Annotated in this window: 23 protein-coding genes and 1 pseudogene; 8 read left to right on the top strand and 16 right to left on the bottom strand. The window is 68.5% G+C overall.

Features of this window, described 5'->3' with window-relative positions; all coding sequences use genetic code 11:
- Positions 1–58: 58 nt before the first annotated feature.
- From DK419_RS15950 to DK419_RS15925, 7 genes are all read right to left on the bottom strand, one after another.
- Positions 59–538: a P-loop nucleotide/nucleoside kinase family protein gene (locus tag DK419_RS15950; RefSeq protein WP_109959943.1), complete on the bottom strand. Its 480-nt coding sequence runs from the start codon at positions 536–538 to the stop codon at positions 59–61.
- A gap of 219 nt (positions 539–757) precedes the next feature.
- Entirely contained in the window at positions 758–1,339 is a 582-nt protein-coding gene (locus DK419_RS15945; protein ID WP_109959942.1) for a recombinase family protein, read from the bottom strand.
- A gap of 185 nt (positions 1,340–1,524) precedes the next feature.
- Positions 1,525–1,740, bottom strand: coding sequence for a hypothetical protein (locus DK419_RS28675; protein WP_162561255.1), 216 nt, complete (start codon positions 1,738–1,740; stop codon positions 1,525–1,527).
- Positions 1,741–2,128: 388 nt separating this feature from the next.
- Entirely contained in the window at positions 2,129–2,335 is a 207-nt protein-coding gene (locus DK419_RS15940) for a hypothetical protein (RefSeq protein WP_109959941.1), read from the bottom strand.
- 438 nt (positions 2,336–2,773) lie between these two features.
- Positions 2,774–4,087 (bottom strand): HlyD family type I secretion periplasmic adaptor subunit, encoded by a 1,314-nt coding sequence (locus DK419_RS15935; protein ID WP_109959940.1) that lies wholly within the window; start codon positions 4,085–4,087, stop codon positions 2,774–2,776.
- Positions 4,087–5,808 carry a type I secretion system permease/ATPase gene (locus DK419_RS15930; RefSeq protein WP_109959939.1) on the bottom strand — a complete coding sequence of 574 codons (1,722 nt, stop codon included), beginning with the start codon at positions 5,806–5,808 and terminating at the stop codon, positions 4,087–4,089. The genes DK419_RS15935 and DK419_RS15930 overlap by 1 nt, the downstream gene beginning before the upstream one ends.
- An 81-nt stretch (positions 5,809–5,889) precedes the next feature.
- Positions 5,890–9,177 carry a beta strand repeat-containing protein gene (locus DK419_RS15925; RefSeq protein WP_162561254.1) on the bottom strand — a complete coding sequence of 1,096 codons (3,288 nt, stop codon included), beginning with the start codon at positions 9,175–9,177 and terminating at the stop codon, positions 5,890–5,892.
- Between the two features lie 352 nt (positions 9,178–9,529).
- Here DK419_RS15925 and DK419_RS15920 point away from each other — a divergent pair, with 352 nt between their 5' ends.
- From DK419_RS15920 to DK419_RS30005, 4 genes are all read left to right on the top strand, one after another.
- Complete coding sequence (locus DK419_RS15920) at positions 9,530–9,916, top strand: hypothetical protein (RefSeq protein WP_109959937.1); 387 nt, start codon at positions 9,530–9,532, stop codon at positions 9,914–9,916.
- 815 nt (positions 9,917–10,731) lie between these two features.
- Complete coding sequence (locus tag DK419_RS15915; protein WP_109959936.1) at positions 10,732–11,901, top strand: glycosyltransferase; 1,170 nt, start codon at positions 10,732–10,734, stop codon at positions 11,899–11,901.
- Position 11,902: 1 nt separating this feature from the next.
- The gene (locus tag DK419_RS15910) at positions 11,903–12,904 is read left to right on the top strand and encodes a beta-1,6-N-acetylglucosaminyltransferase (RefSeq protein WP_109959935.1); all 1,002 of its coding nucleotides are present in this window, start codon (positions 11,903–11,905) and stop codon (positions 12,902–12,904) included.
- Positions 12,905–13,329: 425 nt separating this feature from the next.
- Positions 13,330–13,686, top strand: a complete 357-nt coding sequence (locus DK419_RS30005; RefSeq protein WP_425352688.1) for a hypothetical protein — start codon at positions 13,330–13,332, stop codon at positions 13,684–13,686.
- Between the two features lie 216 nt (positions 13,687–13,902).
- Here DK419_RS30005 and DK419_RS15900 read toward each other — a convergent pair whose 3' ends face one another.
- Positions 13,903–15,240: an O-antigen ligase family protein gene (locus DK419_RS15900; protein WP_109959933.1), complete on the bottom strand. Its 1,338-nt coding sequence runs from the start codon at positions 15,238–15,240 to the stop codon at positions 13,903–13,905.
- A 550-nt stretch (positions 15,241–15,790) separates the two neighbouring features.
- Between DK419_RS15900 and DK419_RS15895 the strand changes: the two genes are divergently transcribed.
- Positions 15,791–17,728, top strand: coding sequence for an acyltransferase family protein (locus tag DK419_RS15895; RefSeq protein WP_109959932.1), 1,938 nt, complete (start codon positions 15,791–15,793; stop codon positions 17,726–17,728).
- A gap of 255 nt (positions 17,729–17,983) precedes the next feature.
- Here the strand turns inward: DK419_RS15895 and DK419_RS29495 are convergent.
- Positions 17,984–18,148, bottom strand: a pseudogene (locus tag DK419_RS29495) (IS3 family transposase); the annotation flags it as partial.
- 251 nt (positions 18,149–18,399) lie between these two features.
- Between DK419_RS29495 and DK419_RS15885 the strand changes: the two are divergent.
- The 3 genes from DK419_RS15885 to DK419_RS15875 all read left to right on the top strand — a co-directional run bounded on the left by DK419_RS15885 (position 18,400) and on the right by DK419_RS15875 (position 20,712).
- The gene (locus DK419_RS15885; RefSeq protein ID WP_109959930.1) at positions 18,400–18,879 is read left to right on the top strand and encodes a hypothetical protein; all 480 of its coding nucleotides are present in this window, start codon (positions 18,400–18,402) and stop codon (positions 18,877–18,879) included.
- A 5-nt stretch (positions 18,880–18,884) separates the two neighbouring features.
- The gene (locus DK419_RS15880; protein ID WP_109959929.1) at positions 18,885–19,934 is read left to right on the top strand and encodes a zinc ribbon domain-containing protein; all 1,050 of its coding nucleotides are present in this window, start codon (positions 18,885–18,887) and stop codon (positions 19,932–19,934) included.
- Positions 19,935–20,133: 199 nt separating this feature from the next.
- Entirely contained in the window at positions 20,134–20,712 is a 579-nt protein-coding gene (locus tag DK419_RS15875) for an STM3941 family protein (protein WP_109959928.1), read from the top strand.
- A 13-nt stretch (positions 20,713–20,725) separates the two neighbouring features.
- On the opposite strand, the gene DK419_RS15870 is transcribed toward DK419_RS15875, so the two are convergent.
- The 7 genes from DK419_RS15870 to DK419_RS15840 all read right to left on the bottom strand — a co-directional run bounded on the left by DK419_RS15870 (position 20,726) and on the right by DK419_RS15840 (position 26,790).
- On the bottom strand, positions 20,726–22,219 hold the full coding sequence (locus tag DK419_RS15870) for a hypothetical protein (protein ID WP_245442465.1): 1,494 nt from the start codon (positions 22,217–22,219) through the stop codon (positions 20,726–20,728).
- A gap of 64 nt (positions 22,220–22,283) precedes the next feature.
- Positions 22,284–22,547, bottom strand: a complete 264-nt coding sequence (locus DK419_RS15865; protein ID WP_109962340.1) for a hypothetical protein — start codon at positions 22,545–22,547, stop codon at positions 22,284–22,286.
- 44 nt (positions 22,548–22,591) lie between these two features.
- Entirely contained in the window at positions 22,592–22,879 is a 288-nt protein-coding gene (locus tag DK419_RS15860; RefSeq protein WP_109959927.1) for a hypothetical protein, read from the bottom strand.
- A gap of 12 nt (positions 22,880–22,891) precedes the next feature.
- Positions 22,892–23,845: a hypothetical protein gene (locus DK419_RS15855; RefSeq protein ID WP_109959926.1), complete on the bottom strand. Its 954-nt coding sequence runs from the start codon at positions 23,843–23,845 to the stop codon at positions 22,892–22,894.
- A 19-nt stretch (positions 23,846–23,864) separates the two neighbouring features.
- The gene (locus DK419_RS15850) at positions 23,865–24,812 is read right to left on the bottom strand and encodes a hypothetical protein (RefSeq protein ID WP_109959925.1); all 948 of its coding nucleotides are present in this window, start codon (positions 24,810–24,812) and stop codon (positions 23,865–23,867) included.
- 29 nt (positions 24,813–24,841) lie between these two features.
- On the bottom strand, positions 24,842–25,684 hold the full coding sequence (locus tag DK419_RS15845) for an OmpA family protein (protein WP_109959924.1): 843 nt from the start codon (positions 25,682–25,684) through the stop codon (positions 24,842–24,844).
- Positions 25,685–25,794: 110 nt separating this feature from the next.
- Entirely contained in the window at positions 25,795–26,790 is a 996-nt protein-coding gene (locus DK419_RS15840) for a trypsin-like serine peptidase (RefSeq protein WP_109959923.1), read from the bottom strand.
- Positions 26,791–26,823: the final 33 nt, after the last annotated feature.

The following is a 26,823-nucleotide window of genomic DNA, read 5'->3' as shown; positions in this document are numbered from 1 at the left end:
AGGCAGTAACCCCTAGTAGAAGCTATAAGATAGCGCTATAAATTGTATATTGCTGCCTTTATTGGAATTTATGTTGAATTCGCAGGAAGGTTTCATCGGCTTGTAGAGGCTCCATGCGACACATCAAGAGATTAAAAGTCTCTGGGGCAATGTAGAGGCTGCGTGTTTCTTCCCGGTTTCGGGTCGCCACGCGCCGACGAGCTTCGTCGATCGGACACTCCACGTTGTAGAGAAGGGCTCGGCCGCCATGCGCTTGGGCGAGACTGCGAGCGTGGTCACGCTCGGAGCGGGCCCAGAACCCGTAGTCGAGCACAACATCCACGCCAAGGAACAGACAGCGGGTCCAGACGGGCTCCAGAAGGGCGAGGGTCGCTGCGACCTTCTCCTGGAAAATCTCGGCGGGCGGATCCTCACCAAACAGGCGTGCCATCCACTCGTCGGGCGTGAAGCGCACCGCGCTATGGCGTTGTTCAAGCTCCCTGGCCAGGGTCGTTTTGCCAGAGCCCAGAAAGCCGAACAGAAGGTGCGCCGTCGCCATACCCTAAGGTTGCCCTATCGAGCGCTCGTTTTCCACCCAAAACGGATTGTAGGCGCGGTGCTCCGAGTCCCGTTCGTTATACCGGCCGTCCATAGGGGCATGCCGTAGTGAACACGGCCACGACCCGCCAAATACGTCCGCAAGGGTTGGAACAGTCCAACGGACAGCAACCAAACGGACATCACCCGAGCGGACAGTACGGCGCAGCCCCGGCGCCGGTCACTTAGCTGGCGGCTGCCACCCGGTCCGCTCGAGCGTGTCGATCAGCGTCGAGCGGGCAATCTTGAACGACCGACAGACCGAGGCCTTGCTGGCGCCGCCGGCGAGCGCCGCCGTGATCTGCTCGAGCTGCTCACCCCCGATCGTCGGCGGTCGGCCGCCGCGGCGCCCTCGGCGCTTGGCTGCTGCGAGACCGGCGATCACGCGTTCGCGGGTGAGCTGGCGCTCGAATTGCGCGAGCGCCCCGAACAACGAGAACAGCAGCTCGCCGTGGGGTGTCGCGGTGTCCATCGCCTCGGTGAGCGAGCGAAACGCGACGCCACGCTTCCGCAGGTCGCCCATGACCTCCAGGAGGTGCGGGAGGCTGCGGCCGAGCCGGTCGAGCTTCCACACCACGAGGGTATCGCCCGCCTTGAGGTAGGTGAGGCAGGCCTTCAGCCCGGGCCGGTCGTCCCGGGATCCGGAGGCATGATCCTGGTAGAAGTGCCGCTCGTCGACTCCAGCAGCCATCAGCGCGTCGCGCTGCAGATCGACCGATTGGCGCTCGTCGGCTGTCGACACCCGCATGTACCCGACCAGCATGTGCGGAAAACCCCAAATCCCACTTTTCCGCACATAACATCAATCCGACAGGGTTTGTCGAACATTTTCCCCGTCGAGGGCTGGCGCGCGGCTGGATGGGCGCGGCCCCTGTCGGCAAACACATGTTTTCCGACACGGGAGTTCGATACGCGGAATAACCGCATGGGGTGGGTTGCGGACCTTGGCTAGGGCTGCTCGCCATCCACAATCTGGCGAAGAACTTCTATGGCACGCCTGCGGCCATCTTCGGTTTGGATGGCTAAACAAAGTCGAATGCATTCATGCACGCCAAACAATCCATCGATTTTGGTGTCATCCAAAAATAGTTGATCAGTCGATAGGCTGAGCATCTCTGCGATTGCTCTCAACCTGTTGCTCTTATAATCAAGATCGTTGCTCATGATTTGAGCATTTTGATACTACTTGCCTATCTAGCTTTAACTTACATTAAATTCCGCGATACTTTTTAACAGTTACAGTCGGAGATGTGCCGGTACGGCGGAGATCCCTTAGTGGCCGGCGCTGCAACAGCCGAAGCGATGCGGCGGCTCGAACGGACCCATCGAATGCCTGGGAAGGGTCGCCACCAGACCCATGAAGCTCTCGTCGGCGTCGGGTATCAGCCAACCTGCCCGACCGGCTATCTTGAATGTCGGAAAACACCTGTTTTCCGCACGGCCGAGCCCGATATGCGGAACGACTGCATGGGGTTTAAGTGCTGGGCCCTAATGGTAACTCGCGCCAACCGGGCGACGAGTGCGAGATCGAGTGTCCCGGCCGGCTGCGCGCTCAGCGAGGGCCGCCATCGGCTCCCGGCTTCATGGCCCGCTCGACAGCCTCCATGGCGCTCTCGAAGGCTTTGGCCTCGCGACGGTGGGGCCGGTCGGACCGTTCGATCAACTTGCCGCTCCGGCGGATCGCCCACTGGAAGTTTCCCTCCGGCTTGAGCAGTGGGGAAACGTCAATGGAGTAGGGGTGCGGGACTTCGTTGGCCATGAGCGCGTTATGCCAGGCTCGACGCGGTCACACCATGGCCAAAGCGATGTGGACCCGTTTTTGTGGATTGGTAATTAACTTGGGGGCAATGAGCCTGCCAGCTTTTCGGCGTTCGCTTCGCGGCGATCCTTGGTCCGATCTCCCGGCCCTCAGGCGTCTTGGTGACCTTCGTGGGCGAGCCCTTCAGGGTGACAAGGCGCTCGCGCAAGGACAGGCAGGGAGCGCTGAAGGCACTTCAGAGATAGCAGCTTAACAGCGCTAAAACGCTGTAGTGCTGTACTGCCTCAGTGCTGGTGAAGAGGTTGAGCGTCACAGGTGCGTGGCGAGGCCGATCATTTGGCCGCCGGCCTTCGTGTCGGGAGACGGCGCGCTACGAGCCTGATCTGTAGCGAGCGGGCCAAACTGTCCACAGCACGTAGAGCGTGCACGGCAAATACCTTACTTCTCTCGAAACGCCCTCCGGGCCTGATCGATGAGCGGCTTGGTCAAGTAGGAGAACACCGTGCGGTCCGAGGTCCGGATGAACGCCTCGACAGGCATGCCGGGGACGAGCTTAGACCCATCCAGGCGTTCGAGCTCCTCCTTCGTGACCGTCAGCCTGACGAGGTAGAAGGACACGCCCGTCCGCTTATCCTCGCTGACGTCCGCGGCAACGCGGCTCACCGTTCCGTTCAGTTCGGGCGTGGTGCGCTGGTCGAAGCTCGGGAAACGGAGTCCGGCTTCCTGTCCAGAACGGACGCGGTCGATGTCTTGCGGCGCCACTCGAACCTCCGCGACCAGGCGGTCGGCGGCCGGGACGATGAGCATGATCGCCTCTCCCGGCAAGACCACCCCACCAATCGTATGGATCGAGAGTTCGTGTACGGAGCCGGCCTGCGGCGCCCGGATGTCGATGCGCTTGAGTTGGTCGAGTGCGGTGACCTTCTGCTCTTCCAGCGTCGCCGTCTTGGCGCGGATCTCGGCAAGGTCCTTCGCGACATCGCTGCGCAGGTTCTGCTCCAGCTGGATGACCTGAAGTTCCGTCTCCGAAATCCGACCCTTCGTGCCGGCGATGCTCGCCACCAGCGCCCCGCGCTCGCCCTTGATGCGCGAGGTTTCCCGCTCCAGGGTCGTCAGCCGGCTCATCTGGATGAGGTTCTTGCGCCAGAGTTCCATCACCCCCTGATACTCGCGGTCGATGATCGCCGCCTCCTGGCCCTTGGCCTCGGCCTGCTCGGTCATCCCACGGATCTCCTCGCCGAGTTGCCCGATGCGCTCGCGCAATTGCGCCTTCTGGCCGAGGAGCGCCTCGCGGCGAAAGCGGAACAGCCGGCGCTCCCCGTCCACGATACGTGCCGCATCAGGGCCGGCCTCGAGGAGGCCCGGCGGGAAGGTCACGTCGACCAGGCCGTCACGCTCAGCTTCGAGCCGCGCCGCGCGCGCTCCCATTTCCCACAGGCTCTTGGTGACCGTATCGAGGGTGGCCTGAGCCGTCGTGGCATCCAGCCGGATCAGCAGGTCGCCGGCCTGCACCCTTGTCCCGTCCCGCACGTTGAGCGCGGCCACCACCCCGCCCGTGGGGTGCTGGACCTTCTTGATGTTGGTGTCGACCACGAGGGAGCCGGTGGCGATGATGGCGCCCGAGAGCTCCGTCGTGCCAGCCCACCCGCCGGCCAATCCCGCCAGCCCGAGAACGGCGAGCACGCCCGACATGTGCCGCCGCAGCGAGCGCCTGGTGGCCGGCGAGGCGGAGGGCTTCGAGGGAACGCCCATCACGCCACCCTCGTCGGCACGGTGCGGGTGAGGGCGCTCAAGCGGGCGAGCACCTCATCGCGCGGCCCGTCCATCTGGACCCGGCCTTCGTTGACCACGAGGATACGGTCCACGGCCGCGAGGGCGCTCGGCCGATGAGCGATGACGATCGCGATACCGCCGCGGTCGCGCACTCCCCGTACGGCGGCCGCCAGGGCCCGCTCCCCTTCGACGTCGAGATTCGAGTTCGGCTCATCGAGGACGACGAGGAAGGGGCCGCCGTAGAGCGCTCTGGCGAGTCCTACCCGTTGCCGCTGGCCGCCCGATAAGCCGAGCCCGCCCCCGCCGACCTTGGCATCGTAGCCGCCGGGCAGCCGCAGGATCACCTCGTGCACGCCCGCCGCCCGGGCGGCTGCGAGCAGCGCCTCGGGGTCGGGCTCCGGGTCGAAGCGCGCGACGTTCTGGGCGATCGTGCCGTCGAGGAGTTCGACGTCTTGCGGCAGGTAGCCGACCGAGCGTCCCAGGGCGTCCGGGTCCCACTGGTCGAGCGACGCTCCGTCGAATCGGATCACGCCCCGGCTCGGCGGGGCGAGGCCGACGAGGGCGCGCGCCAGGGTCGACTTGCCCGAGCCGCTCGGACCGATGATGCCGAGCGCGCTGCCCGGCGCGAGCGTGAAGCTCACGTCGTGCAGGACGAGGTTGTCCGTTCCGGGCGCGGCCAGCGAGAGGGCGGTGACCCGGAGGCTGTCGCGGGGCGCCGGGAGGGGAGTGACGGGCGCCGGCTCCCTCGCCGGAAGGAACGTGACGATGCGGCTCCAGGCTTGGCGGGCGGCCGAGACGGAGCGCCAGTTGGCGATGGCGAGGTCGACGGGCGCGAGCGCCCGGGCCGAGAGGATGGTCGCCGCCAGCATCACTCCCGCCGTCGCCTCGTTGCGGACCACCAGCAGCGCGCCGAGTGCCAGGATGCCGGATTGCAGGAGGGTGCGCAGGACGCGCGAGAGGCTGCCCACGGCGCCGGACAGGTCGCCCGCCCGCTCGGCCACGTCGAGCGTCCGGGCGTGGCGCTCCCGCCAGATCCCGACCATGCGCTCCCGCATCCCCAGGGCCGTGACGAGCGGCGCCATGCGGTGTGCCATGTCGGTCACGACCCTGCGGTCGGCGTTGGCGAGGACGGCCTCGCGCGAGGAGCCCGCCGTGATCCGGTCGGTCGCGAGCGCCACGAGGCACAGGCCGACGGCTCCGACGGCCACCACGAGCCCGATCCACGGATGGAAGAGGAGGCAGACGCCGACGTAGAGCGGCACCCAGGGCAGGTCGAAGAAGGCGGAGAAGGCCGGGCTCGCCAGGAAGCCGCGGACCGTGTCGAGGTCCCGCATCGCCTGCGGTCCCTCGTCGCCGCGCAACGGGTCGGCGCCGCGCCGGAGCAGGTGGCGGAAGACCCTCTCCGCCAGACGCTCGTCCACGAGGCGGGAGACGCGGGCCAGGATGCGGGTGCGGAAGATTTCCACCAGGCCTTGGAGGAGGAACAGGCTCGCTGCGATGCCGGCGAGCCCGGTCAGGGTGGCCAAGCTGCGGCTCGGGAGCACCCGGTCGTAGACCTGAAGCATGAACAGGGGGGCTGTCAGCATCAGCAGGTTGATCGTGCCGCTCAGGAGGACCACCGTGGCCAGGGGGCCCCGCGCCTCCACGAGAACGCCCCAGGCCTCCCGGCGCCCGGCCGCCGCACCGCACTCGTCCGTCACGTCTGTCCCTCCACCGGTTGTCCTGGTTGGGTCGCGGAAGGAGTGTGGGCGCCCCCCGCAAGACGGGGCGCCCACACCGGGTCAGAGTCCGAGCAGGTGCAGGCCCACGGCGTGGGTGTGCGCCTGTGTGTCGGCGGCATGGTGCTGCGTATCCGCGGCATGTGCATCGACGTGGCCGCCGAGGTCGAGGGACACTGCGCCGAGGTCGAGATGCGCCGGCACCTCGGCCGGGTGGGAGGTCGGAGTCGCCAGGTCGAGCGCCCGACCGACGAGCGAGTCGCCCCCTCCGCCGCTTGATGGCGGGAAGACGATGCTGTCGCCGGACAGGATGTCGGCTCCGACGAGGGTCGGCCCGTGGCCGCCGACATCGATGGCGCTCACCTGCACCGTTCCAGATTCGGACACGCTTCCGGACGACAACACGTCGACCTGCGCCGCCGGGGATGTGGTCTCTGGCCCGACCGAGATGTCGACCAGAGGATGAGGACCGGTATCGGGTCCGCCCAACTGGCCGCCAAGCAGGCCGCCCGACGGGCTCGTGCCGCCTCCGCCCGAACCGAGAACGCCACTCACGGCGTGCGTGACAGGCTGGAGCACGCCGCCCGTATCGCCAGGGGCCGCACCATGGCCGCCTGCGGCATCGCCGAGCGTGGCGATGACCGGCTGCAGCAACCCGCCCGAGCCGCCAGGGGGAGACCCAAGCCCGCTGGCGACGGCGTCGACCGCGGCCACGACCGGTTGCGGCAGCCCTCCCGCATTGCCGGAATCGTGGCTGCCGGTGACGGCGTCGACGACGTCGGCGACCGGCTGCAGGAGCCCGCCTCCGCCCTCGTGGTGCAAGCCTCCGGTGGCTGCCCCGGCGATGTCGGCCACAGGCTGGAGCAGACCGCTCCCGCTGTCCTGTGCCGAACCGAGGGCGCCCGTGACCGACCCAACGAGGTTGCCCGCCGAACCGAGCCCCGCGCCCGCATCGGTGAGCACGGGGGCGACGGCTCCGACGCCCTCGCCACCGAGCAGGTCGCCGGGCAGGTCGGCGGCGTCGGTCAGCAGGTTGCCGGTCGTGCCGAGATGCCCGAGCCCGACGGTCTCGCCGAGGTTGGTCACGCCGTGAACCGCGCCGTTGAGGGCCGGAACGTCATGCCCCACCTGCTCGATGCCGGCGTGGAGGCCGAGCACCGCCTCGTTGGCCAAGCCGGCAACAGGCGCCAGCACCCCACCGCTCGACAGCGCGCCGCCGGAGGCGCCCGGCGCAAGCACCTGGTCGACGAGGTTGCCGGCCGCCGTCGTGACGCTTCCGAGATCCTGGAGGACGGGCGCCACCGCGCCGACCCCGCCGCCTTCCAGCAGCCCGCCGGGCAGGTCGGCGGTGTCGGTCAGCAGGTTGCCGGTCGTGCCGAGATGCCCGAGCCCGACGGTCTCGCCGAGGTTGGTCACGCCGTGAACCGCGCCGTTGAGGGCCGGAACGTCATGCCCCACCTGCTCGATGCCGGCGTGGAGGCCGAGCACCGCCTCGTTGGCCAAGCTGGAGACGGGCGCCAGGACCCCACCGCTCGACAGCGCGCCGCCGGAGGCGCCCGGCGCAAGCACCTGATCGACGAGGTTGCCGGCCGCCGTCGTGACGTTCCCGAGATCCTGGAGGACGGGCGCCACCGCGCCGACCCCGCCGCCTTCCAGCAGCCCGCCGGGCAGGTCGGCGGCGTCGGTCAGCAGGTTGCCGGTCGTGCCGAGGTGCCCGAGCCCGACGGTCTCGCCGAGGTTGGTCACGCCGTGAACCGCGCCGTTGAGGGCCGGAACGTCGTGCCCCACCTGCTCGATGCCGGCATGGAGGCCGAGCACCGCCTCGTTGGCCAGGCCGGAGACGGGCGCCAGCACTCCACCGCTCGACAGCACGCCGCCGGAGGTGGCCGGCGCAAGCACCTGGTCGACGAGGTTGCCGGCCGCCGTCGTGACGTTCCCGAGATCCTGGAGGACGGGCGCCACCGCGCCGACCCCGCCGCCTTCCAGCAGCCCGCCGGGCAGGTCGGCGGTGTCGGTCAGCAGGTTGCCGGTCGTGCCGAGATGCCCGAGCCCGACGGTCTCGCCGAGGTTGGTCAGGGCGTGAACCGCGCCGTTCAGGGCCGGAACGTCGTGCCCCACCTGCTCGATGCCGGCATGGAGGCCGAGCACCGCCTCGTTGGCCAGGCCGGCAACGGGCGCCAGCACCCCACCGCTCGACAGCGCGCCGCCGGAGGTGGCCGGCGCAAGCACCTGGTCGACGAGGTTGCCGGCCGCCGTCGTGACGCTTCCGAGATCCTGGAGGACGGGCGCCACCGCACCGACCCCGCCGCCCTCCAGCAGCCCGCCGGGCAGGTCGGCGGCGTCGGTCAGCAGGTTGCCGGTCGTGCCGAGGTGCCCGAGCCCGACGGTCTCGCCGAGGCCGGTCAGGGCGTGAACCGCGCCGTTGAGGGCCGGAACGTCGTGCCCCACCTGCTCGATGCCGGCGTGGAGGCCGAGCACCGCCTCGTTGGCCAAGCCGGCAACAGGCGCCAGCACCCCACCGCTCGACAGCACGCCGCCGGAGGTGGCCGGCGCAAGCACCTGATCGACGAGGTTGCCGGCCGCCGTCGTGACGTTCCCGAGATCCTGGAGGACGGGCGCCACCGCGCCGACCCCGCCGCCCTCCAGCAGCCCGACGGGCAGGTCGGCGGCGTCGGTCAGCAGGTTGCCGGTCGTGCCGAGATGCCCGAGCCCGACGGTCTCGCCGAGGCCGGTCAGGGCGTGAACCGCGCCGTTCAGGGCCGGGTTCTGGTGGCCGAAATCCTCGAGAGCGCCGTGAAGGCTGAGGATCGCCCCGTCGAGGGTCGTGGTCACGGGTGCGAGCGGGCTGCCCTCGCCAAGAATACCGCCACCCTGCGTCAGCGTGCCGGGAACGGAGCCGGCCAAGCCTCCGGCCGCTTCCGTAACGTGACCCGCGTCAACGAGGATGCCGGTAGCCGCCCCCGCATCGCCCCCAAGGACGGCGGACACGGTGTCGGTGGCGATGTTGCCGGGGGTGCCGAGGTGTCCGAGCCCGACGGTCTCGCCAAGATTGGTCAGGCCGTGGAGGGGCCCGTTCAGGGCGGGCACCTCATGGCCCGTCTCTTCCAGATGTGCGTGCGTGTCCAGCACGACCTGGTTCAGAGGTTCGGTCAGAACGGCCGGTCGCTCCTGCACGTCGCCGCCAGGTGCCGCGCCGTCGGACGCTGCGTCTATCACGGACGCAATCGGCCCCAGGCTGGCGAGCTGGTCGGTCGTATTCCCGGTCGCGGCTGTCAGGAGGTCCGTTCCTGCTATCCATTCGAGCGTCCGGGTGGATGGCTGACCTGTCACGGACATGGGTGCTGTCGTCATGCGTGCGAGTCCCTCATGAGCGCGGAAGCTATGACAGAGAATGCATGCTGTGAGCGAAGGTTCCAGAATTTATACAACTAAAGGTTTATTTAAATTGATGATCTCGCACACGGCTATTGAGAATTACTTGCAGAGATGCGACATTTCAGCCGCGCCCCAGCTCCTCAAGCGATAAAGAGGCCGCATGGTCCGGGAAAGAGGTGGCGCTTTTCCTTGCTGCAATGGTTGAATTTGATTCAATTGCCGCCGTCTTGAGTCGTTGTCGGGTAACCATCGTTTTAAAGCGCGAATGCAATCAAGAACCGCAAGCGCAACCCAAAGTTGATCAAAAAATGATGACTTGGAGGCGCTTATGTCTGCATACGAGTTCAGCAGGATTGTCGTCGTCTGGGCCGACTTCGAGCGTCCGGAATTCGGCCTTGCACGCATCGAATCGGCCATCCATGCCTACGATGCCCTGCACAGGGCCCGTGTTCTGGACGTCGGCAGAACGGCCGCTCCCGAATTGTGGGACGCGACCGAGCGGGCGATCGATTTTGCCCTTATCGATCCTTCGTCCGAGAACATCAGAATCGCCGAGGAGACCATTCTGGAACTCGTGAAGCGTACGGCACCTATTTCCAGGTCGATCAGGCGCCGGCTGGCCCCGGAAACCTGCTCGTCGAGCCCCCTGTCACCCCGGGCCATCATACGGGCGATCTGGCCGGAACACCTGATTCGGGAGCTGAGCAGGATCTGATCGCGTGATCGTCGTTGGCACGGGCGCCGACGCAGCGACGACATCACATCGACGTCGCATTCCCGCACCGCGACGCAATCCATATCAACGAGTGCGATCCGACGATGTCACCGGTCGAGGTGCGGGAGAGTTGCCCGCAGACCACGAAGAGGTAGTGGCTCGCCCGCCCTGGGCGTGCGTCGCTTTTAGACCGGCGCGGGACAACGGACTTGGGCGGACAAATGCGGCGACACGGCTCAGGTGGCCTCACGTCGATTGCGACGTTCTGCGGCATCGCCGTTTGATCGTACCGCTCCTGGACGGGAAATCGGTCGAGACGGCGACGATGGGCCGGGGGCGCCATGGGCGGGGTGGTCAGCCACGGCCACCTCCCGGCTTTCGGTCAGGCGCCGCGGCCGGGTTCTGCATCGCCAAGGTCCGCTTCGACGAGAAAGGCCGGGCCGAGGATTGCCGCTTCGTCGAGGTCAATGCCGCCTTCGAGCGCCAGTCCGGCCTCGCGGCTGCGGCGGGACGCTGGATGAGCACCTTGAGCCGGGGCACGGGCGGCACTGGGTCGAGGGCTTCGGCGACGTCGTCCTGACGAGACGGGACGCGCGGTTCAGGGCCGCGACGTCGGAACTCGGACGCGTCTTCGACGTGCATGCGGTCCGTATCTGCCGGACGGCGCCAGCCGTATCCCCCGTTAGGGTGAGGTATCGTCACCTTTCTTGGACTGGCCGCCGCCTGATTGCGCCGCTCCGGCCCGCCCGGGAGCGCCTTAGACTCCTGCACGTGACCGGGGATCCCCACGGTTGTCCAAGACAGGAACAGGCTCGATGCAGTGGATCCTCGCTGCCCCTTTCGCCCGGAACGAAGAGGGCGACTGGATCACCCGCTACTTCGGCGGGCACGCCCGCTTTGTGACGGCGCCGGCGCCCTACGATCACGACCGGTCGCGGGCCGTGACGGGCTCGCGTCAGTGGTTCGACTACCTGTGGCACGCTTGGCAGGCCTGGCGCCTGGTGCGGGCGGCGCCCCGGGGCGGGGCCGGACTCCTCACGTGCTTCCCGCAGCTCGCCGCGACGTCGGCGCTCCTGAAGCTGGTATCCGGGCGGCACGACGTGCCGCTCGTCGCCTGGTGCTTCAACCTCGGCCGGACGCCGGGGGGCTGGAGGGGGCGTCTCGCCCGCCTGGTGCTGCGGCAGGTCGACGTGTTCGTGGTCCATTCCCGCCGCGAGATCGCGCTCTACGCTGCCTGGCTGGACCTGCCGGCGGAGCGGTTCGTCTTCGTACCCCTGTCGATCCGCGACGAGCCGCGGGAGACGCGGGAGGATGAGGCGGCGCCCTTCCTCCTCGCCATGGGCTCGGCCAACCGGGATTACCGCACGCTGGCTGAGGCCGTCGCCCGCCTCGGCCTGCCGACCGTTGTCGTGGCGGGACACCACGCCACCGCCGGACTGGAGCTGCCGCCGAACGTCACCGTGCGGCGCGACCTCACCCTGGCGGAGTGTCACGACTTGTGCGGTCGGGCCCGGGTCAACGTCGTGCCGCTGCGCGACACCTCCTTCACCTCGGGCCAGGTCACGGTGCTGGAGGCGATGATGTTGGGCAAGCCCGTGGTGGCGACCCGAGCCGCCGGCACCGAGGACTACGTGGTCGAGGGCGAGAACGGCCTTCTGGTGCCACCGGAGGATGCCCCGGCGCTCGCCGCCGCCATCGCAGCTTTGTGGGACGATCCCGCCGCCCGGGCTCGCCTCGGCGCCGGGGCGCGCCGCACCGTCCAGGAGGGCACCACCTTCCGGGCAGTCGCCCCCGCGATGGCGGCGGTGCTGAAGACGGCCCAAGCCCGGGCCGCGGGCCTGCTTGAGCCCCCCTGCTCGCGCGGCCGGGAGCCCGATCGGCTGAGGGGCGGGGCTCCCTCGCATAGCCACGCACGCGCGTCCGCGGCCGGACCACAATCGCGGACAGCAGTGTCGCGCCCTTTGCGCACGATCAGGGAGCCGTAGGATGCTCATGGCCGCAGGGAATGGTGCCGGACCCGGCCCGCAGGCGCGAATGGCCTTGTTGATCATGGCGCACGCGCATCCGGAGCAAGTCGGGCGATTGGTCGAGCGGCTGAGCGCGCCCTTCGTCGACATCTACGTCCACATCGACCGGCGGGCGGACATCAATCCGTTCCTGGCTGCGCTCGCGGGGCGTCCGAACTGCACGCTCCTGCCGGACAGCGACCGGGTCGGGGTCCTGTGGGGCGGCTTCTCGGTCGTTCAAGCCATCCTCAACCTGGTCAGGACCGCCCGCCGGGGCTCGCCCGAGGCCGAGCGGTTCTGCCTCCTGTCCGGTGCGGACTATCCGGTGAGGCCGATGTGCTCGATCGCCCGGGAAATGGCGCGCGATCTCGAGTACATCAACGTCGAGTACAAGCTCGATCCGAAGGGATCGCGCTTCTGCGACACCTACATCCAACACCATCACCTGGGAGATTTTCGACTGCTCAATCCCCGCACGTCCCCGAGCGGTCACCTGGTGAAGTGGGGGGCAAAACTCGGTGGGATGCTGCCGCGCATTCGCAAGCCGGCGATGGACCTCTACTGGGGCTCGTGCTGGTGGGCGCTGACGCGGGGAGCGATCGACGAGATCCTCGCCCTCATCGCGCGCCAGCCAGGGGAACTCGCGTGGTTCCGCACCGCCGTGGTGCCGGACGAACTCGTCTTCCCGTCATTCATCATGGCCACATCCCGGCGCGACCACGTGTGGCGCGATCCGGTCGACCGAAGTTCCGCCCCCGAGCCCACCGAGGGGCGGCGGTCCGGCTCGCATTTCATACGCTGGGCCGGGGGCATCTCGCCGGAGATCCTGACCGAGCGCGACCACGACGCGATCCTGGCCTCCGGAGCGCCGTTCGCTCGCAAGGTCGATCCCGCCGTCTCGCGCCGCCTCCTCGACGCTCTCGACGCCGCGGCGCGGGACGACGCGGCGCCCGAGCCTGTTCACCGGCAGGGCGCGGCCTGAGCGGGGAAACCGGCTCCGAGAGCCCGGTCTGCTAGTGCCGATTCTGCCCGCGGGCTCGGGACCCGCGGTCCGCTGCACGGAATCCTTGGAGGGGTGAGGTGCGATCCGCCTGCACCGCACCGATAAGCGCGCCAGGATGTCGGTCTTGACCGCTGCACCTTCGAAGCAGACCTTCTGCCCGCTCAGGCTGCTGGACTTCTGGCCTGGTGCATTCCTGGTCTTCGACGAGACCGGCCTCCTCTAATTGGGACGAGGCCTCCTGTGGCGTCCGGTCGGGCAGCCACGCACGTCCCGATCACCCCCCCTTCTTGCGCCGCCCCGCCCGCGTCAGAAGGGCGGGCGCCGCCCGATCGAGTACCGTGCGGCGCTCACCGGCATCCTGCTCGTGCTGCGCTCAGGACTGCCCTGGGAGAGTGCGCGGGATCGTGCCGCGCATCACCCGGCACCGCAACGAGAGGCACGAGAAGCTCGGCCGCCGTCGTCGGGTCGTGGAACGGGGGCACGCCTGGTTCAACCGCTTCCGCCGCCTGCCGATCCGCTACGAACAGCGCGGTGACATCTACCAGGCCTTCATCAGCTTCGCCGCAAGCCTCATCACTCCAACCAGATCAGGCGGTTCCATTAGAGCCTGTTTGATCCGCTCGGCGCCTTCATCCTACCCTCCGCCTCATCCTGAGGTGTCAGTCGATCGAAGATCGAGTGACCTCGAAGGAGGCCTCCAGCAATCGCTGCTGTATCTGCGGCTGTCCTTCGAGGCTCCTTTCGGTCGCACCTCAGGATGAGGTTGAGCATGGGATGGAACAGGCACAGACGGTAGCATTCCTCGGCAATCAGACAGGCTCTCAGCCAAACAGGCTCTTATTCACCTTAAAGAGACACATCCAACTGCAATGCCCGCCGAGATGTCTCATCCAGATAGAATTTCGGCTGCGCGCCAGGCGTATAGCAGCCGCGCAAGACGCTGAACCTCGGCCGCTATGACGATCGTCGTCAGGCCTCTATTTGGTGCTTTGAACGACGTCCGAAACGCCCGCTGAACCCCTCGCCACAGCAAAGGATTCCAATTCTCGCTGTCGTGACAAGCGTCCAGATTCCCGCCGCGATGTCCGACACGCGTTCAGCACGACCCAGCAACTTCCAATCAGGAAACACATATACCATGTCGGAACGAGATAACCCAGCATATTATCCGAGTACGCCATAAACAAATATCCTATCGTCAGACAAATACACAGCCATGACCATCTCACGTTAAACCCTAACATTTGCTTTAGTACATTAAAAACATTCATATATATCCAGAGAAAGGCAATGAGACCGACCGCTCCCACTTCGAATAGGAGCTGGATCAGCACGCTATGTGCGTCGATGGTGTCGTTGGCGAGCCGTAGCGGGAAGAACTGCGCGACATAATGAGGAAATCCTACGAGTCCCCACCCGAACCACGGTCGTTCGGCGATCCAGTCGAGCGAGCTTTGCCAGAGGAGGATTCGAAAGGCGTAGGAATTGAGTGCCTCGTAGGAATCCCGGTAGTTGCCCTGCTGGAGGTCCGTGAATCTCTCGACGATCTCTGGCATCGCAACGACCATCACCGGGAGACCCAACAAGTATAACAGACTACGACGATCGAATAAAAATGCATAAGTCAGGAATATCAAAGCCGTGCCAGCCAGAACACTCCGGGTTTTTGTCAAAACAATCAAACCGAGCACCACAGGAATGTAGATAACTAGCGCACGCCTCATCCATGTGGAAAGGAGGAATCGTTTCTCTGCAAGGAGGACGAATATGACGGTGAGTATCACCATCAGATAGAAGGCATAGATGTTTGGGTGCGTGAAGGTCGCCTGCACGCGCGTGCCGTCTTCTGTTTGAGACCAGCCGAGAGCCAGCTGCGTGAACGCGGTGAGCGTAGGTACGAGCGAGGAGGCCAATATGATAAGGAGGAAGCGGCGCAGGTCGTTCAGGCTATGCACCACGTAGAACGGCAGCAGGCAAAAGACCGCGTGGGACACCAACACCAGGACCATGCGGAAGGCTGTCGGCGGGTCCGGTGAGAACGGAACCGCCACGAGACAAACCAGCAAGAATGGTCCCCACGCCCGGACCACCGGTGCGAACCTGACCCCCGGCCGACTCAAGATGCACCAAGCCGCAACGGCGATCACCGCAAGGTTTACGGCGGCACCGATGCCCATTCCTCCGCCTTCGTCCAGCTTCGACAACGTGAAAAGCGGGTCGCAGAACGATCGAGTCAGAATGACCGCCTCGATGAAGCGCCGCGTGCCGCAAAGCCAGATGATCACAATCAATGCGACGGCACCAATGATCAGCATATTTTTTCTCTCGCCATCGCCGCGCGCTGGGCCGCGAGCGGAGGACGGGGCACCACTGCCTTCGGGACCACGTCGTCACGGCAGCAGGCCTACGCGTCCGAAGCCTAGTCGGAACCCCGGGTACCCGGAGGGTGGCCATACGGCGGTCGCGTCCTGTCCAATCGATGCTACCTCCCGATTGCGCTACCCCTTTCGGCGAGACGCCGCGCGTCAGCGGGTCTGCCCGGGCGCACCGGCAACCAGCAACGACCATTGCGGTCCATTCCGCCTGCCCTCCACATCACGAAATCCCTCGTCGATGGAGGTAGCAGTTTGTCATTGTGAGAAAGACGTTCCGCTGATCGGGCGGATGGCCCGGCCTCTGCCCTGACCTCATTGTGCCTTTTGGCGGCCGGCAGGGCGTGCTACGGCCTTCGCGACGAACATCTTCCGGGAAGATCTTCCAGCAAGCCTGCGGGCCTTGCTCGCGATGAGCGCAATGTTCCGTTTCATCGATTGGATAAAATTGCCATAATCGTCAAAAAATTTACATCAACTATGGGGTGAAACCATGCATCTTATAGCAGACATTCAAGGCTTAAGGGCTATTTGCATTTTTGCCGTTCTGATATTTCACACGAGTCAACGCTGGCTGCCGTCCGGCTATCTGGGTGTTGACGCGTTTTTCGGCATCAGTGGGTTCGTCATCACTGGCCTGATCATTGACCAGCATCGCTCCGGTCGCTTCAGCTTGCGGCAATTCTACATTGCTAGAGCAGCCCGCTTGCTTCCGAGCCTAATGGTGACGGTCGCATTGACAGTGGTGGGATTTTTCTTCCTGTACGGCTTCAACGACTTCCGTCCGTTATCTCGCTCGGCGCTGGCCGCCGCGACGTCAACATCCAACATTCTTTTCTGGCTGGAAGCCGGATATTTCGATGAAATTTCGAAATATAAGCCACTTTTACACACGTGGTCACTAGGCGTTGAAGAGCAATTTTACCTAATTTGGCCTTTATGTCTGATTTTCATCCTTAAGTTAGGGAGATCAGCGTTCGGAATCACCGCTTTATTCACGCTATTAGGCTTGACTGCAGCCATTATCACGAGCGCGGCGGATGCGGACGCGGTGTTTTTCCTCACACCGTTCCGCTTGCACCAGTTCGGCTTCGGAGCCATTTTCGCCATGCTGGGACGGAGCAGGCAAGTCTTTCTGGGAGACGGGCTGCTCAAACTGGTGATCATCGGCGCCGGACTACTTCTCTGCGCAATGTCTCTGGCCTCGTTTCAGAGCGCGCTGTCACAGGTCGCTGCCCAATCCGCCGCATCGCTCACCGCTGCGGTAGGGTGCTGGGCCGCAGGCGTCATTCATGCGCGCGGAAGCCGAAGTCTGATTGGGGGCCGCTTGGCGGTATTCTTCGGCGACCGGTCGTATGCCATTTATTTGGCCCACTGGCCGGTCATCATCGCCTTCATGACTTTGATCGACGAGCCGACCAAGTTCGAACGACTGTGCATGCTCGTGCTGTCCGTCGCCGCAGGGCTCGTTCTCTCGGCCGCCGTGGAGCGCCCGTTCCGGCTGAACGGCAAGCAAGACCCGGCGCGGAATCAAAAGGTCGCCATCAGCCTCGGTTCCGCTCTTGCGGCCGTCGCTGTAGCCGGCGTCGCATTGCTGGTTCCTCAAAGCGGGTGGCTCAAACCCGGCGAAACGGCGGTCGATGCCCAGGCGATCGCATCAGAGCTGACCGCGGCTCTGCAGACTGTCTGCCGCGTGCCGATCACCGCGCAGACGCGCGCCTCCGACGTCGAGGCCTGCTTCTCCTCCACCAAGAAGAACGTTCTCGTCATCGGTGACAGCAAGGCGGCGGCGATTGCTCTGGCGCTCAAGCGATATCCGGAGATCCACGTTACCGAATTGAGCCTTTCAGGGTGCCCTCCCTACTTCGGTGCAGACGAGAACCTGCTCAGTTGGCAATTTGACAACTTACAGCCATGCCGGATCCTATCAGGAAGGCCGTGGGCCCAAGTTGGGGAACTCATTCTCAACCTGCGCGGTCTGCGAGGCGTCGTGCTGGCTGGGAATACGAACGCTCAGGAATTTTCAGCGAGGCATCTGGTGGAGAATGTCGCGTGGCTTCAGGGCAGGAGCTTCGTGTCAGCCATCGTCGACAACACGCCCTTGTGGGTCACATCGGTCATTCGGCTGCATGATGCTCACCGGATCGTCGCGAACGATCTAAGGTCGTTCATGGACCTGCACCACTATCCGTACCAGCGAGACAGGGCGTCCGTCATCCAGCAGGAAAGCGCTTGGCGCGGCGTACATACCGTGGGGGCTCTCGATGCCCTATGCGGCGCGAGTTGCCCCGCTTATACGGGGAACCGAATTATGTACTTCGACAAGGTCCATCTCACCGCCGCCGGCGCGTCCGCGCTCGGACGAAGTGGCGCCTTCGACCGTTTCGTGAACAACGTTTTGGGTGGACAGCCGGCCTACACCATGAAGTAGCGCGTCACGGTAGAGACGAGCCACCGATGCGCCGTCACCCCTGTCGACGGGAGTCGGAGGGGAGCCAGGTCTGACCGGTGTCTCCGGGCCGCACTGCTTGAGAGGATCAGCCTGAACCGGAGGGATGGGATCTCGGGCATCGATCCGCCTCGTTGAACCGGTTCATCGCAAGGGCAGATTCCTCGTTCATCTCCGGGTTGTTGAACCACCCCGGGTTTTTCGGAGGCTGTTTGTCTTGGTTCAGGTGATCTTGGGTCAGGCGGCAAAAGCCTGGTCCCCGACGTGAGCATCATAGCGCGCTCCAGCCCCGGCGGAATGGACGCTGCCGATGGGCGCGAGGAGGCGGGGGTGGTTGTACCGGTCGACCCATTCCAGGGTGGCGTACGCGACGGCCTCGAAGGAGCGCCAGGGTCGAGATCGCGCAGCCTCGCCATCGCGTCGACGCCGATGGCGACCAACCGTGCCAGCGAGGCCCGTCCGATGGCGGACGGCGCCAACGCGCGATAGGAAGGACCGTGCTCGGGGGGTACGACCTGCGCGCGTGGTCCCGTCACGGACCCCGTGGCCCGTAGCAGAAACGGGTCTGCACGACCCAGGTCCGTCGGCAGAGCGGGCGCACCGGTCGCGCCCGACGATCTTCCGGCACAACGTCGCATGAGGGGCTCTCGCACATGATCATCTGGTCCGGTTGGGGCATGCTCTCGGCGCTGATCGCGGCGGCAGGCCTGGTCGGGAGCGTGCTCCTCGACCCGGCGCTCGCGCGTATCGGCATCCCGACGCCGACGGGGGTCGTCCTCGTCTGGGCCACCGCGGCGGCTCTCAACTGGTGGCTCGGCACTCGGCTCAACAATCGCCCGGGTCGCGAGCTCGTCGACCCGCGCACGGGACAGATCGTGGTCTTGCGCCGGCGTCACACCCTGTTCTGGGTCCCGATGCAGTACTATTCCATCCTCATGGTGCTGCTCGGCGCCCTCGCGGTGCTCGGGGCCATGCAAGCCGGTGCGCCCGGCCGCAAGACGGATAAGGTGGCACGGTCCCGTGATCCCCTCGCGGATGCGCCCTCGCTCGCGCGGCGGCCCGACGCGACGCCCCCTGCATCACGGCAAGGGCGCGTCGAGCCTGGCCAGCCGTCCGCACGCGACCGAGGCTGAACGGCGTGCGATCCGCATCCCGCCTCTCCGAACGCTGGTTCAACCTCGTTCTCTGGGTCATCGCCCTCGCCTTCGCGGTGTTCCTGATCGGCCTGGGCTCGCTCGTGGTCGGCGACCTGCCGCAGGTCGAGCAGCGCTACGCCCTGGACCGGTTCATCGACCCTGTTCCGGCGGCCGCCTCCGCCGAGGCGCTGAAGCGCCTCCGGCGGGAGCAGGAGGATGTCGACCGTCGCGCCGAGCAGGCCCGGCTCGCGCTCGAGGCGGCGCGATCGGCCTCGCGCGCCGCTCGCGAGACCTTCGAGAACTGGCTGCGGACCCGCGATGCGACCCAGCGCGTCGACCAGGATCCCGGCCTGATCGCCCGCACGGAGCAGCTCGACCGCCTCAAGGCCGGCGAGCGCGCGGTGGAGGAGCGGCTCGACGACCTGAACAGGTCGGGCCTTGCGCTGGCGGATCAGGAGGCGGCGCAGCAGCGCGTCGACCAGGACCTCCGTGCGGCCGCTCAAGAGAAACTCGACGCGGCCGAGCGTCGGCAGGAACTGCGGGTGTTCGCCTACCGCCTGGCGGTGACGCTGCCGCTTCTCGCGCTCGCGGGCTGGCTCCTGGTCAAGCGGCGGCACACGCGAAACTGGCCGTTCGTCTGGGGCTTCGCGCTGGCCGCGGCCTTCGCCTTCTTCGTCGAGCTCGTGCCCTATCTGCCGAGCTACGGCGGCTACGTTCAGTACGGCGTCGGCGTCGTCCTGACGTTGATCCTGGGGCGCGTGGCGATCGATGCGTTCCAGGCCTACCAGGAGCGTCAGCGAGCGGCGGAGGCGCGGCCGAACGAGGAGCGTCGCACCGGGATCGCGACCGAGCAGGCCCTGCAACGGCTGGCGAAGCAGGTCTGCCCCGGCTGCGAGCGGCCGGTGAACCTGGCGAACCCGGCGGCGAATTTCTGCCCGCATTGCGGGATCGGCCTCTTCGAGCAATGCGCCTCGTGCAGCCATCGCAAGAGCACCTTCGAACGCTTCTGCTACGCCTGTGGAGCGGCGAGCCAGGCCGAAGCCGAGGTCTGAGGCGCGTTCGGGAATTCGGCTCGCGCGGTGATGGTGCGTGAACGACCCGCACGGAGCGGCGCCTCACGAGATCCGAGCGAGCGATGCAGGCTCGCCGGCCCGCGCCCGCGCCGGGCGAAACCGCGTCTGGCCGGCCCAAGGCCTCGTCGACGGCGGTCATCCGGGTGTGAGCCCGGACTCAGGACGAGGAGGACACGGCATGAAGAACCGGTCGAGCCGTGAACGCCGATCCCTCCTGCCCGGGTGGGGCGCTCCGTCATCGGGCTCCGGCGGGCGCATCGACCTGCCGGCGACGCGGCTGCGGCTCGCCGGCCTGCTGCTCGCCTGCGCGGGCTTTGCCGCCGCCTGCGCCTGGATGCTCCTCGGCGAATCCGGCGGCCGACCGCTCGCCGCACCGGGAAGCCTCAAGCAGTTCTTCGTCGCCTGCGGCCTCGTCCTGTTCGGCCTCGGCATCCCGGTCGTGCTGCGGGAATTGCTGCGGCGCGGCCCGGTGGTGTCGGTCTCGCCCGAGGGCGTGTTCGACCGCCGGCTCTCGACCGACTGGATCCCGTGGCACGCCGTCGCGGCGATCGACGAGGTCGCGATCGGCAAGCAGGGATTCATCCAGCTGCAGGTGCGGCCGGGTCTCGCCGATCGCCTGCCCTGGAGCCGCCGCGGGCGGTGGCACGCGCGCCTCAACGGCATGTACGGCGGCGGCTACTGGATCGCCGGGCAGGGGGTGCGCGGCGGGACGCGGGCGGTGCTCGACGCGATCGCGCAGGTCCGGGCGGCAACCTGAGGGGCCTGTGCCCTCAATCCGGGTTGGTGAACACGCTGCCGCCGATGAAGGCCATCTCGCGGTCCCGCTGCGGCGGATCCTTCTCGGACCCGTAGGCGAAGAAGAGGCGGCGGCTGCGCCCGTCGGCGCCGGTGAGCGTGAGGGTGTGACGGTCGAGGCCGTAGCGGCCGCCCTCCGGGGGGCGCCGCCGGCTCACCGCGGAACTCACCCCGGTGGTCGCGCCCGAATTCGTCGCCCCGGTCGAGCCGCCGCGGCCGTAGGTGCCGTCCGGTCGGAAGTCGTAGCGGTTCGCGACGGCGATCATCACGTCGCCGCCCATCGCCGTGTTGCCGCCGCCCGACATGCGCCGGTAGGACCGGGTGATCGTCCGCTCGCCGGCCTCCGCCGGGTAGGCCTTGAAGAAGGAGCCGTCCTGGAGCTTGTAGTCCTGCGGCTTCCCGCCCGTGCCGGTCAGGACGTACGCGTCGCCGGAGCGGGTCCAGCGGCCGAAGCGGCGCGGCTTGGCGGCGCGCTCGGCGGCGAGGTCGACGTCCTCGAGGGCGGCATCGTCGATCTCGTAGTAGCCCCCGTCGCGAAACAGGATCAGCGGCTCGAACTCGATCACGACCATGCCGCCGACCCCGACGCCGGTCGTCGAGCGGAAATACACGCCCTCGACCCCGGCCCAGTTGGCGGCGTGGCGCGGTTCCGCCGACGGCTCGGCCGCGGCGGGCGGCGCGGTGCCGGGGACGACCGGCGCGACCGCCGCGACGGGCGCCTCGGGCAACGCTCCACCCGCCGCGGCCCGGGCCGCCGGTGCCCTCCGGCCGCCCCTGGCCACCAGCCCGTCATCGGTGAGGACGACCGCCCGCAGCTTCGCCGGCGGAATGAAGTCCTTCGACAGGCCGGCGACGAAGCTCGGCACCATCCCGAGGCGCTGCGCCGCCTGCCAGCCGGCATGGTGCAGGACCGTGCGGAGCTTCACCTGCTCGGCGAAGGCGGCGCGGGTGGGTCCTTGCGACAGGGGCGGCTTGTCGGCCATCGGCGCCACCATCCGGCGCCGCACCGCCCGGAGCGCGGCAGGGCTCGGCTCGGCCTTGGTGTCGTTGGCGACCATCCATTGCAGGACGATGAAGGCGGTGAGCACGTCGCCGGCATCGTCCGGCCGTAAGGGCGTGTCGGAGAGGAAGCTCCGGAAGATCGCGTCGTAATCTTGCCGGGCCATCTCCCGGGCGACCTCGGCCGCGGCGATCGGGTTGGTGTCACGCAGCTCCCGGACGTGGCGGGCGACCGTGGCGGCCCGCAGCTCCGGGTTCGAGGCGAAGGGCAGGGCGGGGGCGGCATCCCCGCCCTGCGACCCGGCGACCTCGCCGACCGACCGGGCGTCGATCCGCGCGCCGAGGGTCTGGAACTGCTGCTGCTGCATCCCCTGGAGGATGCCCGCGCCGACGTCCTGGGCCGGCGCCGAGGCGGTCAGCAGCGGGATCAGGGCGGCGGCGAGGGGGACGATGGCGATCGTGCGGGTCATGGTGCGCTCCGCGCTCGGACGACGATGGGAGAGGGCGCGTCGGCGGGCGCCGTCCGGGCCCGCCTCACGGCCAGCGGATCCCGAACAGCGCCCGCACGCCGGCGACGGCCGCGCCGACCAGCGTGAGCGCCATGACGGGCAGGAGCGGGATCACCAGCCAGCCCATCATCATCAGGGTGTAGAGCAGGCCGCCGATGTCGAGGCCGGCGACCCGGCAGGTCTGCGCGCGGGCCTCGTTGACCGTGCACCCCGTCAGGCGGGCGACGACCAGGGAGAGGACGAGCAGCAGGAACGGGGTCCAGACGATCGGCACGCCGAGGAGGAGCATGCGCCGGTTCCGTCCGCGCCGGGTGACGCCCGGCGGCACCGCGCTCATCGCGAAGTCCCGGCGCAGGGGCGCCGGACCCGCTGGTATCCGGCATCGCCGGGCCGGCCGTCGCACCGGCCCGCCGCGTCGAGCCGCCGGTCGGCGGCGTCGCGCCGGGCGCAGGCGTCGCGCGTGGCGGGATCGTCGCCGCGCCCGCCCCGGCAGGCGGTGTCGAGGGTGCGCCAGTCGCCTACCAGCCGCGGCGCGTCGTCGGGCGGGCCGGCCCGCGCGACGCTTCCCGCCGCGGCAAGGCCGAGGATGACGGCGGTCGTCGGGACGACGCGACGGGCCACGCGCCGCTTCCCTCAGCGCATCGCGACCGAGGCGGCCACCCGCTCGGCGCGGGCGAGCGCCTCGGGCCGGTCCGCCGGCGCCAGGCCGAGGACGCGCAGGTAGCTCGGCCCGTCGAACCGGATCACCTGCGTGACGGCGACCGGGCGGCTGCTCCGCGCATCCGAGCCGGTGGCGCGCAGGCGCAAAACCACCGCGCCGTCGCGGGCCGCCCGGTCCTCGTCGGTGACCGTCACGTCCTTGATCTCGCGGAAGGTGGCGAGCGCCTTGCGGGCGAAGGCGCCCTCCTGGCCCTCCGGCACGGCGGCCCGCCCCATCGAGGGGGCGACGACGACCAGCGGCTGCGCGCCGTCGGGATCGATGTCCTTCGGGCCGTCGGTGAGCATCAGGGCGTTGCCCATCAGCGCGCGCACCGGGCGGAAGCCCGCGAGGTCGCCGACGGTGTAGGGCAGGGCCGCGATCTGGTCGGCGAGGCTGCCGGGTGCCCGGAACGCGATCGTCGAGAGCGCGGCCTCGACCGCCTCGTCCGGCATCTGCCCCCGCGCCGCCTCGGGCACCTGCACGGTGACGAGGCCGGTGCCGGAGGCGCCGCGTACCACCGCGACCCACTTGGCGTAGGTGAGCCCGTTGGCCGTCTGGCGGCCGCGCAGCACCCGGCCCTCGCCGCCGGCGATGCCGAGCGCGGTGCCGGAGCCGCGAGCCTCGAAGCCGGTCGCGCGCAGGGCCTCGGGGGTGAACCGCTCCACGAGCTGGCCGTAGGCCTCGGCCGGCATCTCGGTGATGAGGATCGAGGCGCCCGAGCGGTGCTCGAACCCGGCGAAGCCCTTCGAGGGCGTCATGCCGGGCGGCGGAACGAGGCCGACCGATCCGGCGGCCGGGAACGACGCCTCGGCGGCGAGGGCGGGCGAGGCGAGGAGGCCGAGGACGGCCAGGAGACGGCCGGCGGCGCGGGGCAGGACGGATGCCATGTGCGGGATCTCCAGACGTTCAGCGCGTCGCGACGCGGCTGAGCACGAAGGTGTTGCCGGAGAACTGGACCTGGCCGGGCGCGCTCATGTGCTCGAGCATCAGGCGCAGGTTGCGGCCGAGGCGGGCGGAGTCGGAGCGGGTCTCGTACCAGTACTCGGCGGCGGCCCCCCCGGCCCGCACCGGGCGGTGGTGCTCGTAGCAGCGGAACGCCGCCATGTACTCCTCGGCCGCCTGGACCTCCTGGGCCGAGAACCCGTTGAGCCGCACGACGTAGGCCGTCGGCAGGCCGCCGCAGGCCTCAGCCGTCGGGCCGCCGGCGACCGGCGCCGCGACGGCGCCCGGGACGGCGGCCGCGCCGGGCTCGGCCCCGCGGCGGGGCGCCACGACTCCGTCGAGCTTCGCGGTGAGCGCCGCGGCGACGTCGCCGGCGATCGCCTTCGCCTCGGCGCCGACCCGCTCGAGCAGGCACTCGCGGTCGCATCCTTGCGGCAGCGGCGGCAGCTGCAGGCCCGCGACCTCGAACGCGCCGAGGGACTGGCCGGTCCGCACGTTGAGGAGCCGGCCCGGGATGCGCACCTCCGGCCGCACGATGTCGGAGTAGGCCGATTTCGACGCCGAGGCGTAGATCTGGAACACCGCGACCACGTCGAGGGGCGGGCTCGAGACCGCGCGGGCGACCTCGATCAGCTCGGCGTCGCGCCGGCGCACCCGGTTCGCCTGGGTGAAGCCCATCGCCACCGCGGTCTCGTCGTAGACGTTGTAGCCGCGCAGGTTCATCGTCTCGGACAGTTCGGCGATCACCCGCTGGAAGATGCGGTTGCCGCGCGGCACCGAATCCTCGTCCGCATCCTCGCCCATCACCACCACGGTGGGTTTGGGCTGGGCGATCGCCGGGCCTGCGAAGAGGAGGCCGAGGGAGAAAGCGGCGAGGGCGGCGTGGCGCGCGGCGGCACGGATGGGCGGCATCGTGTCCTCCTGTTGTTCGGATCGGTCGGTCACTCGGAGCAGGGCAGCGGCGTCGGCGCCGCGTCGAAATCGTCGAGGTCGAGGGCCACGCGCCGGCGCGGGTCGGCCAAGGTCGGGCCGGTCAAGGCCGAGGCCGCACAGGCCGCCTCGGCGGCCGGCCCGGGGAACCGGAGCCCGCCGTGGCGGGCGGGCGCGATCAGGCTGACCTCGACGCGCCGGTTGACGCGCGACAGCGGGGCGGCCGGGTCCTTCGGGCGGCTCGGGCCCCAGCCATGCACCCGCAGCCGCTCCGGCGCGATGCCGTAGGTCTCGACGAGGTGGGCCCGCACCGCCCGGGCCCGGGCGAGGGACAGGCGCCGGTTGTGGGCGGGCGCGCCCGCCGCGTCGGTGTGGCCGGCGATGAGGAAGCCGTGGCCGGCGAGGTCGCGCGAGGCGAGCGCCTGGCCGAGCGGCTCGAGCTGGATGCGCGCCTCCGGCGTCAGGCGGGCGCTGTCGTAGGCGAAGAAGACCGTGAGATCGATCGTGCGCGGTGCGATCCGGATCGACGGCCCGCCATCGTCGGGGCTGAGCGCCCGCGCCGGAGCGCCGGGATTCCCGTCGGCGAAGGGAGCGAGGGAGCGGATGATCGCGGTGGCGGAGGGGTTGCGCACTTGCGCCTCCGCCGGACCGGATTCCTCGGGCCGCTCGGCCATGCCCGGCGTTTCGGTCAGCGGGTTGGCCCGCGCCGCCCCGCTCACCGCGACGACGAGCCCGACCACCAGGGCGAGGCAGGAGCGGCCGAGACGCCGCCTCGCACTGCGCCGGATCGCCGTCCCGTCGGGGCCGGCCGGCCGCGCGGGCGCCTCGTCGATCCGCAGGGATCCGGTTGCCATCGGTCCGCTCCTCTCTCCCGCGGGCCTTGCCTCGGCCCCCACACCCCGTGCCTGGACGGGCCAGAGCGGTTTTCGCCGCGCCGGCAGACGGATTTTTTCGGTCTCGAAGGTCAGCGCCCGCGCAGGATCGCGTTCATTCCGGCCGGATCGAGGGGGCCGTCCGGCGCCGGGGCGGCCTTGGTCGCCGGTGCGGCCGGCCGCGGTGCCGGGTCCGCGGCCGCCGTGGCGGCGGCCGGGCGGCCCTGCCGCGCCGCGATCTCGGACAGGATGCGGCTGCGGCCGAGGATCGCCGAGAGGCGGGTCGCGGCGTTGAAGCTCGACGGGTCCTTCGGGTCGAGGCCGCCCTCCTTGTGCAGCGCGACGCCGGCCACCGAGGCGTCGAACATCAGCGAGCCCGAGGAGCCGCCGAGCGTGTCGCAGCGGTGGCGCAGGTCCGGCCCCTCGCCCTGCTCCTTGAGGGCGAAGCAGCGGAAGCGGCTCATCACCTTCGGCCGCCCGAGGGGATGGTGGATGACGAGCATCGAGCGGTTACCCGGCACCGCCTCGCCCGAGAGCCGGGCCGCCCCGTAGGTCGCGGTCGGGTTGCCGGCGGCGCGGGCGAGCGCGTAGTCGAGGCGGGCGTCGAACTCGACCGGCTTCGGGTCGATCTCGAACCGCCGCGAGCCCGCCCCGTCGAGGGTCAGGTAGTCCATCAGGATCGAGGCCTTGACCGGGGTCAGGTCGCCCGATTGCGGCAGGCAATGGTGATTGGTCAGCACGTAGTCGCCCGGCAGCAGCGCACCGGTGCAGGAGGCGCCGACCGTCTGGCCGGTACGGGCGTTCTTGAGCACGATGTCGACCCGGCCGACCGGGCGGGCGAGGGCGGCGAGGCCGTCCCGCGGATCGAGCTCGGCGATGGGCTCGAACGCGCCCTTGTTGCGGTCGACGTAAGCCGCCGCGTCGCCGGTCGTCTGCCGCAGCGGCAGCTGGGCCCGGCCGTAATCGGCGGGGTCGAAGCCGACGCTCTGCGCCCGCGCAGGCTCAGCCGCGCCCAGCGCCAAGAGCAGGCCAGTGAATCCCCAAAGTCCCCCCTTGGTCGAGCGGCGTGTCCGGTGGCTTGTGGCCATCGCTGTCCTCCTCTCGGCGCCGGCTTTATGCAG

Source organism: Methylobacterium terrae, from assembly GCF_003173755.1.
Taxonomy (GTDB): Bacteria; Pseudomonadota; Alphaproteobacteria; order Rhizobiales; family Beijerinckiaceae; genus Methylobacterium; species Methylobacterium terrae.
This window is presented reverse-complemented; position numbering and strand designations above follow the sequence as displayed.

What these genes read in the sequence shown, in the direction of transcription:
- DK419_RS15915 (WP_109959936.1), top strand. Translation starts at nt 10,732, where the DNA reads ATGCAGTGGATCCTCGCTGCCCCTTTCGCCCGGAACGAAGAGGGCGAC.
- DK419_RS15895 (WP_109959932.1), top strand. Translation starts at nt 15,791, where the DNA reads ATGCATCTTATAGCAGACATTCAAGGCTTAAGGGCTATTTGCATTTTT.
- DK419_RS15875 (WP_109959928.1), top strand. Translation starts at nt 20,134, where the DNA reads ATGAAGAACCGGTCGAGCCGTGAACGCCGATCCCTCCTGCCCGGGTGG.
- DK419_RS28675 (WP_162561255.1), bottom strand. Translation starts at nt 1,740, where the DNA reads ATGAGCAACGATCTTGATTATAAGAGCAACAGGTTGAGAGCAATCGCA.
- DK419_RS15935 (WP_109959940.1), bottom strand. Translation starts at nt 4,087, where the DNA reads ATGGGCGTTCCCTCGAAGCCCTCCGCCTCGCCGGCCACCAGGCGCTCG.
- DK419_RS15945 (WP_109959942.1), bottom strand. Translation starts at nt 1,339, where the DNA reads ATGCTGGTCGGGTACATGCGGGTGTCGACAGCCGACGAGCGCCAATCG.
- DK419_RS15885 (WP_109959930.1), top strand. Translation starts at nt 18,400, where the DNA reads ATGATCATCTGGTCCGGTTGGGGCATGCTCTCGGCGCTGATCGCGGCG.
- DK419_RS15900 (WP_109959933.1), bottom strand. Translation starts at nt 15,240, where the DNA reads ATGCTGATCATTGGTGCCGTCGCATTGATTGTGATCATCTGGCTTTGC.
- DK419_RS15855 (WP_109959926.1), bottom strand. Translation starts at nt 23,845, where the DNA reads ATGGCATCCGTCCTGCCCCGCGCCGCCGGCCGTCTCCTGGCCGTCCTC.
- DK419_RS15870 (WP_245442465.1), bottom strand. Translation starts at nt 22,219, where the DNA reads ATGACCCGCACGATCGCCATCGTCCCCCTCGCCGCCGCCCTGATCCCG.
- DK419_RS15845 (WP_109959924.1), bottom strand. Translation starts at nt 25,684, where the DNA reads ATGGCAACCGGATCCCTGCGGATCGACGAGGCGCCCGCGCGGCCGGCC.
- DK419_RS15910 (WP_109959935.1), top strand. Translation starts at nt 11,903, where the DNA reads ATGCTCATGGCCGCAGGGAATGGTGCCGGACCCGGCCCGCAGGCGCGA.
- DK419_RS15850 (WP_109959925.1), bottom strand. Translation starts at nt 24,812, where the DNA reads ATGCCGCCCATCCGTGCCGCCGCGCGCCACGCCGCCCTCGCCGCTTTC.
- DK419_RS15950 (WP_109959943.1), bottom strand. Translation starts at nt 538, where the DNA reads ATGGCGACGGCGCACCTTCTGTTCGGCTTTCTGGGCTCTGGCAAAACG.
- DK419_RS15840 (WP_109959923.1), bottom strand. Translation starts at nt 26,790, where the DNA reads ATGGCCACAAGCCACCGGACACGCCGCTCGACCAAGGGGGGACTTTGG.
- DK419_RS15940 (WP_109959941.1), bottom strand. Translation starts at nt 2,335, where the DNA reads ATGGCCAACGAAGTCCCGCACCCCTACTCCATTGACGTTTCCCCACTG.
- DK419_RS15925 (WP_162561254.1), bottom strand. Translation starts at nt 9,177, where the DNA reads ATGACGACAGCACCCATGTCCGTGACAGGTCAGCCATCCACCCGGACG.
- DK419_RS15920 (WP_109959937.1), top strand. Translation starts at nt 9,530, where the DNA reads ATGTCTGCATACGAGTTCAGCAGGATTGTCGTCGTCTGGGCCGACTTC.
- DK419_RS15865 (WP_109962340.1), bottom strand. Translation starts at nt 22,547, where the DNA reads ATGCTCCTCCTCGGCGTGCCGATCGTCTGGACCCCGTTCCTGCTGCTC.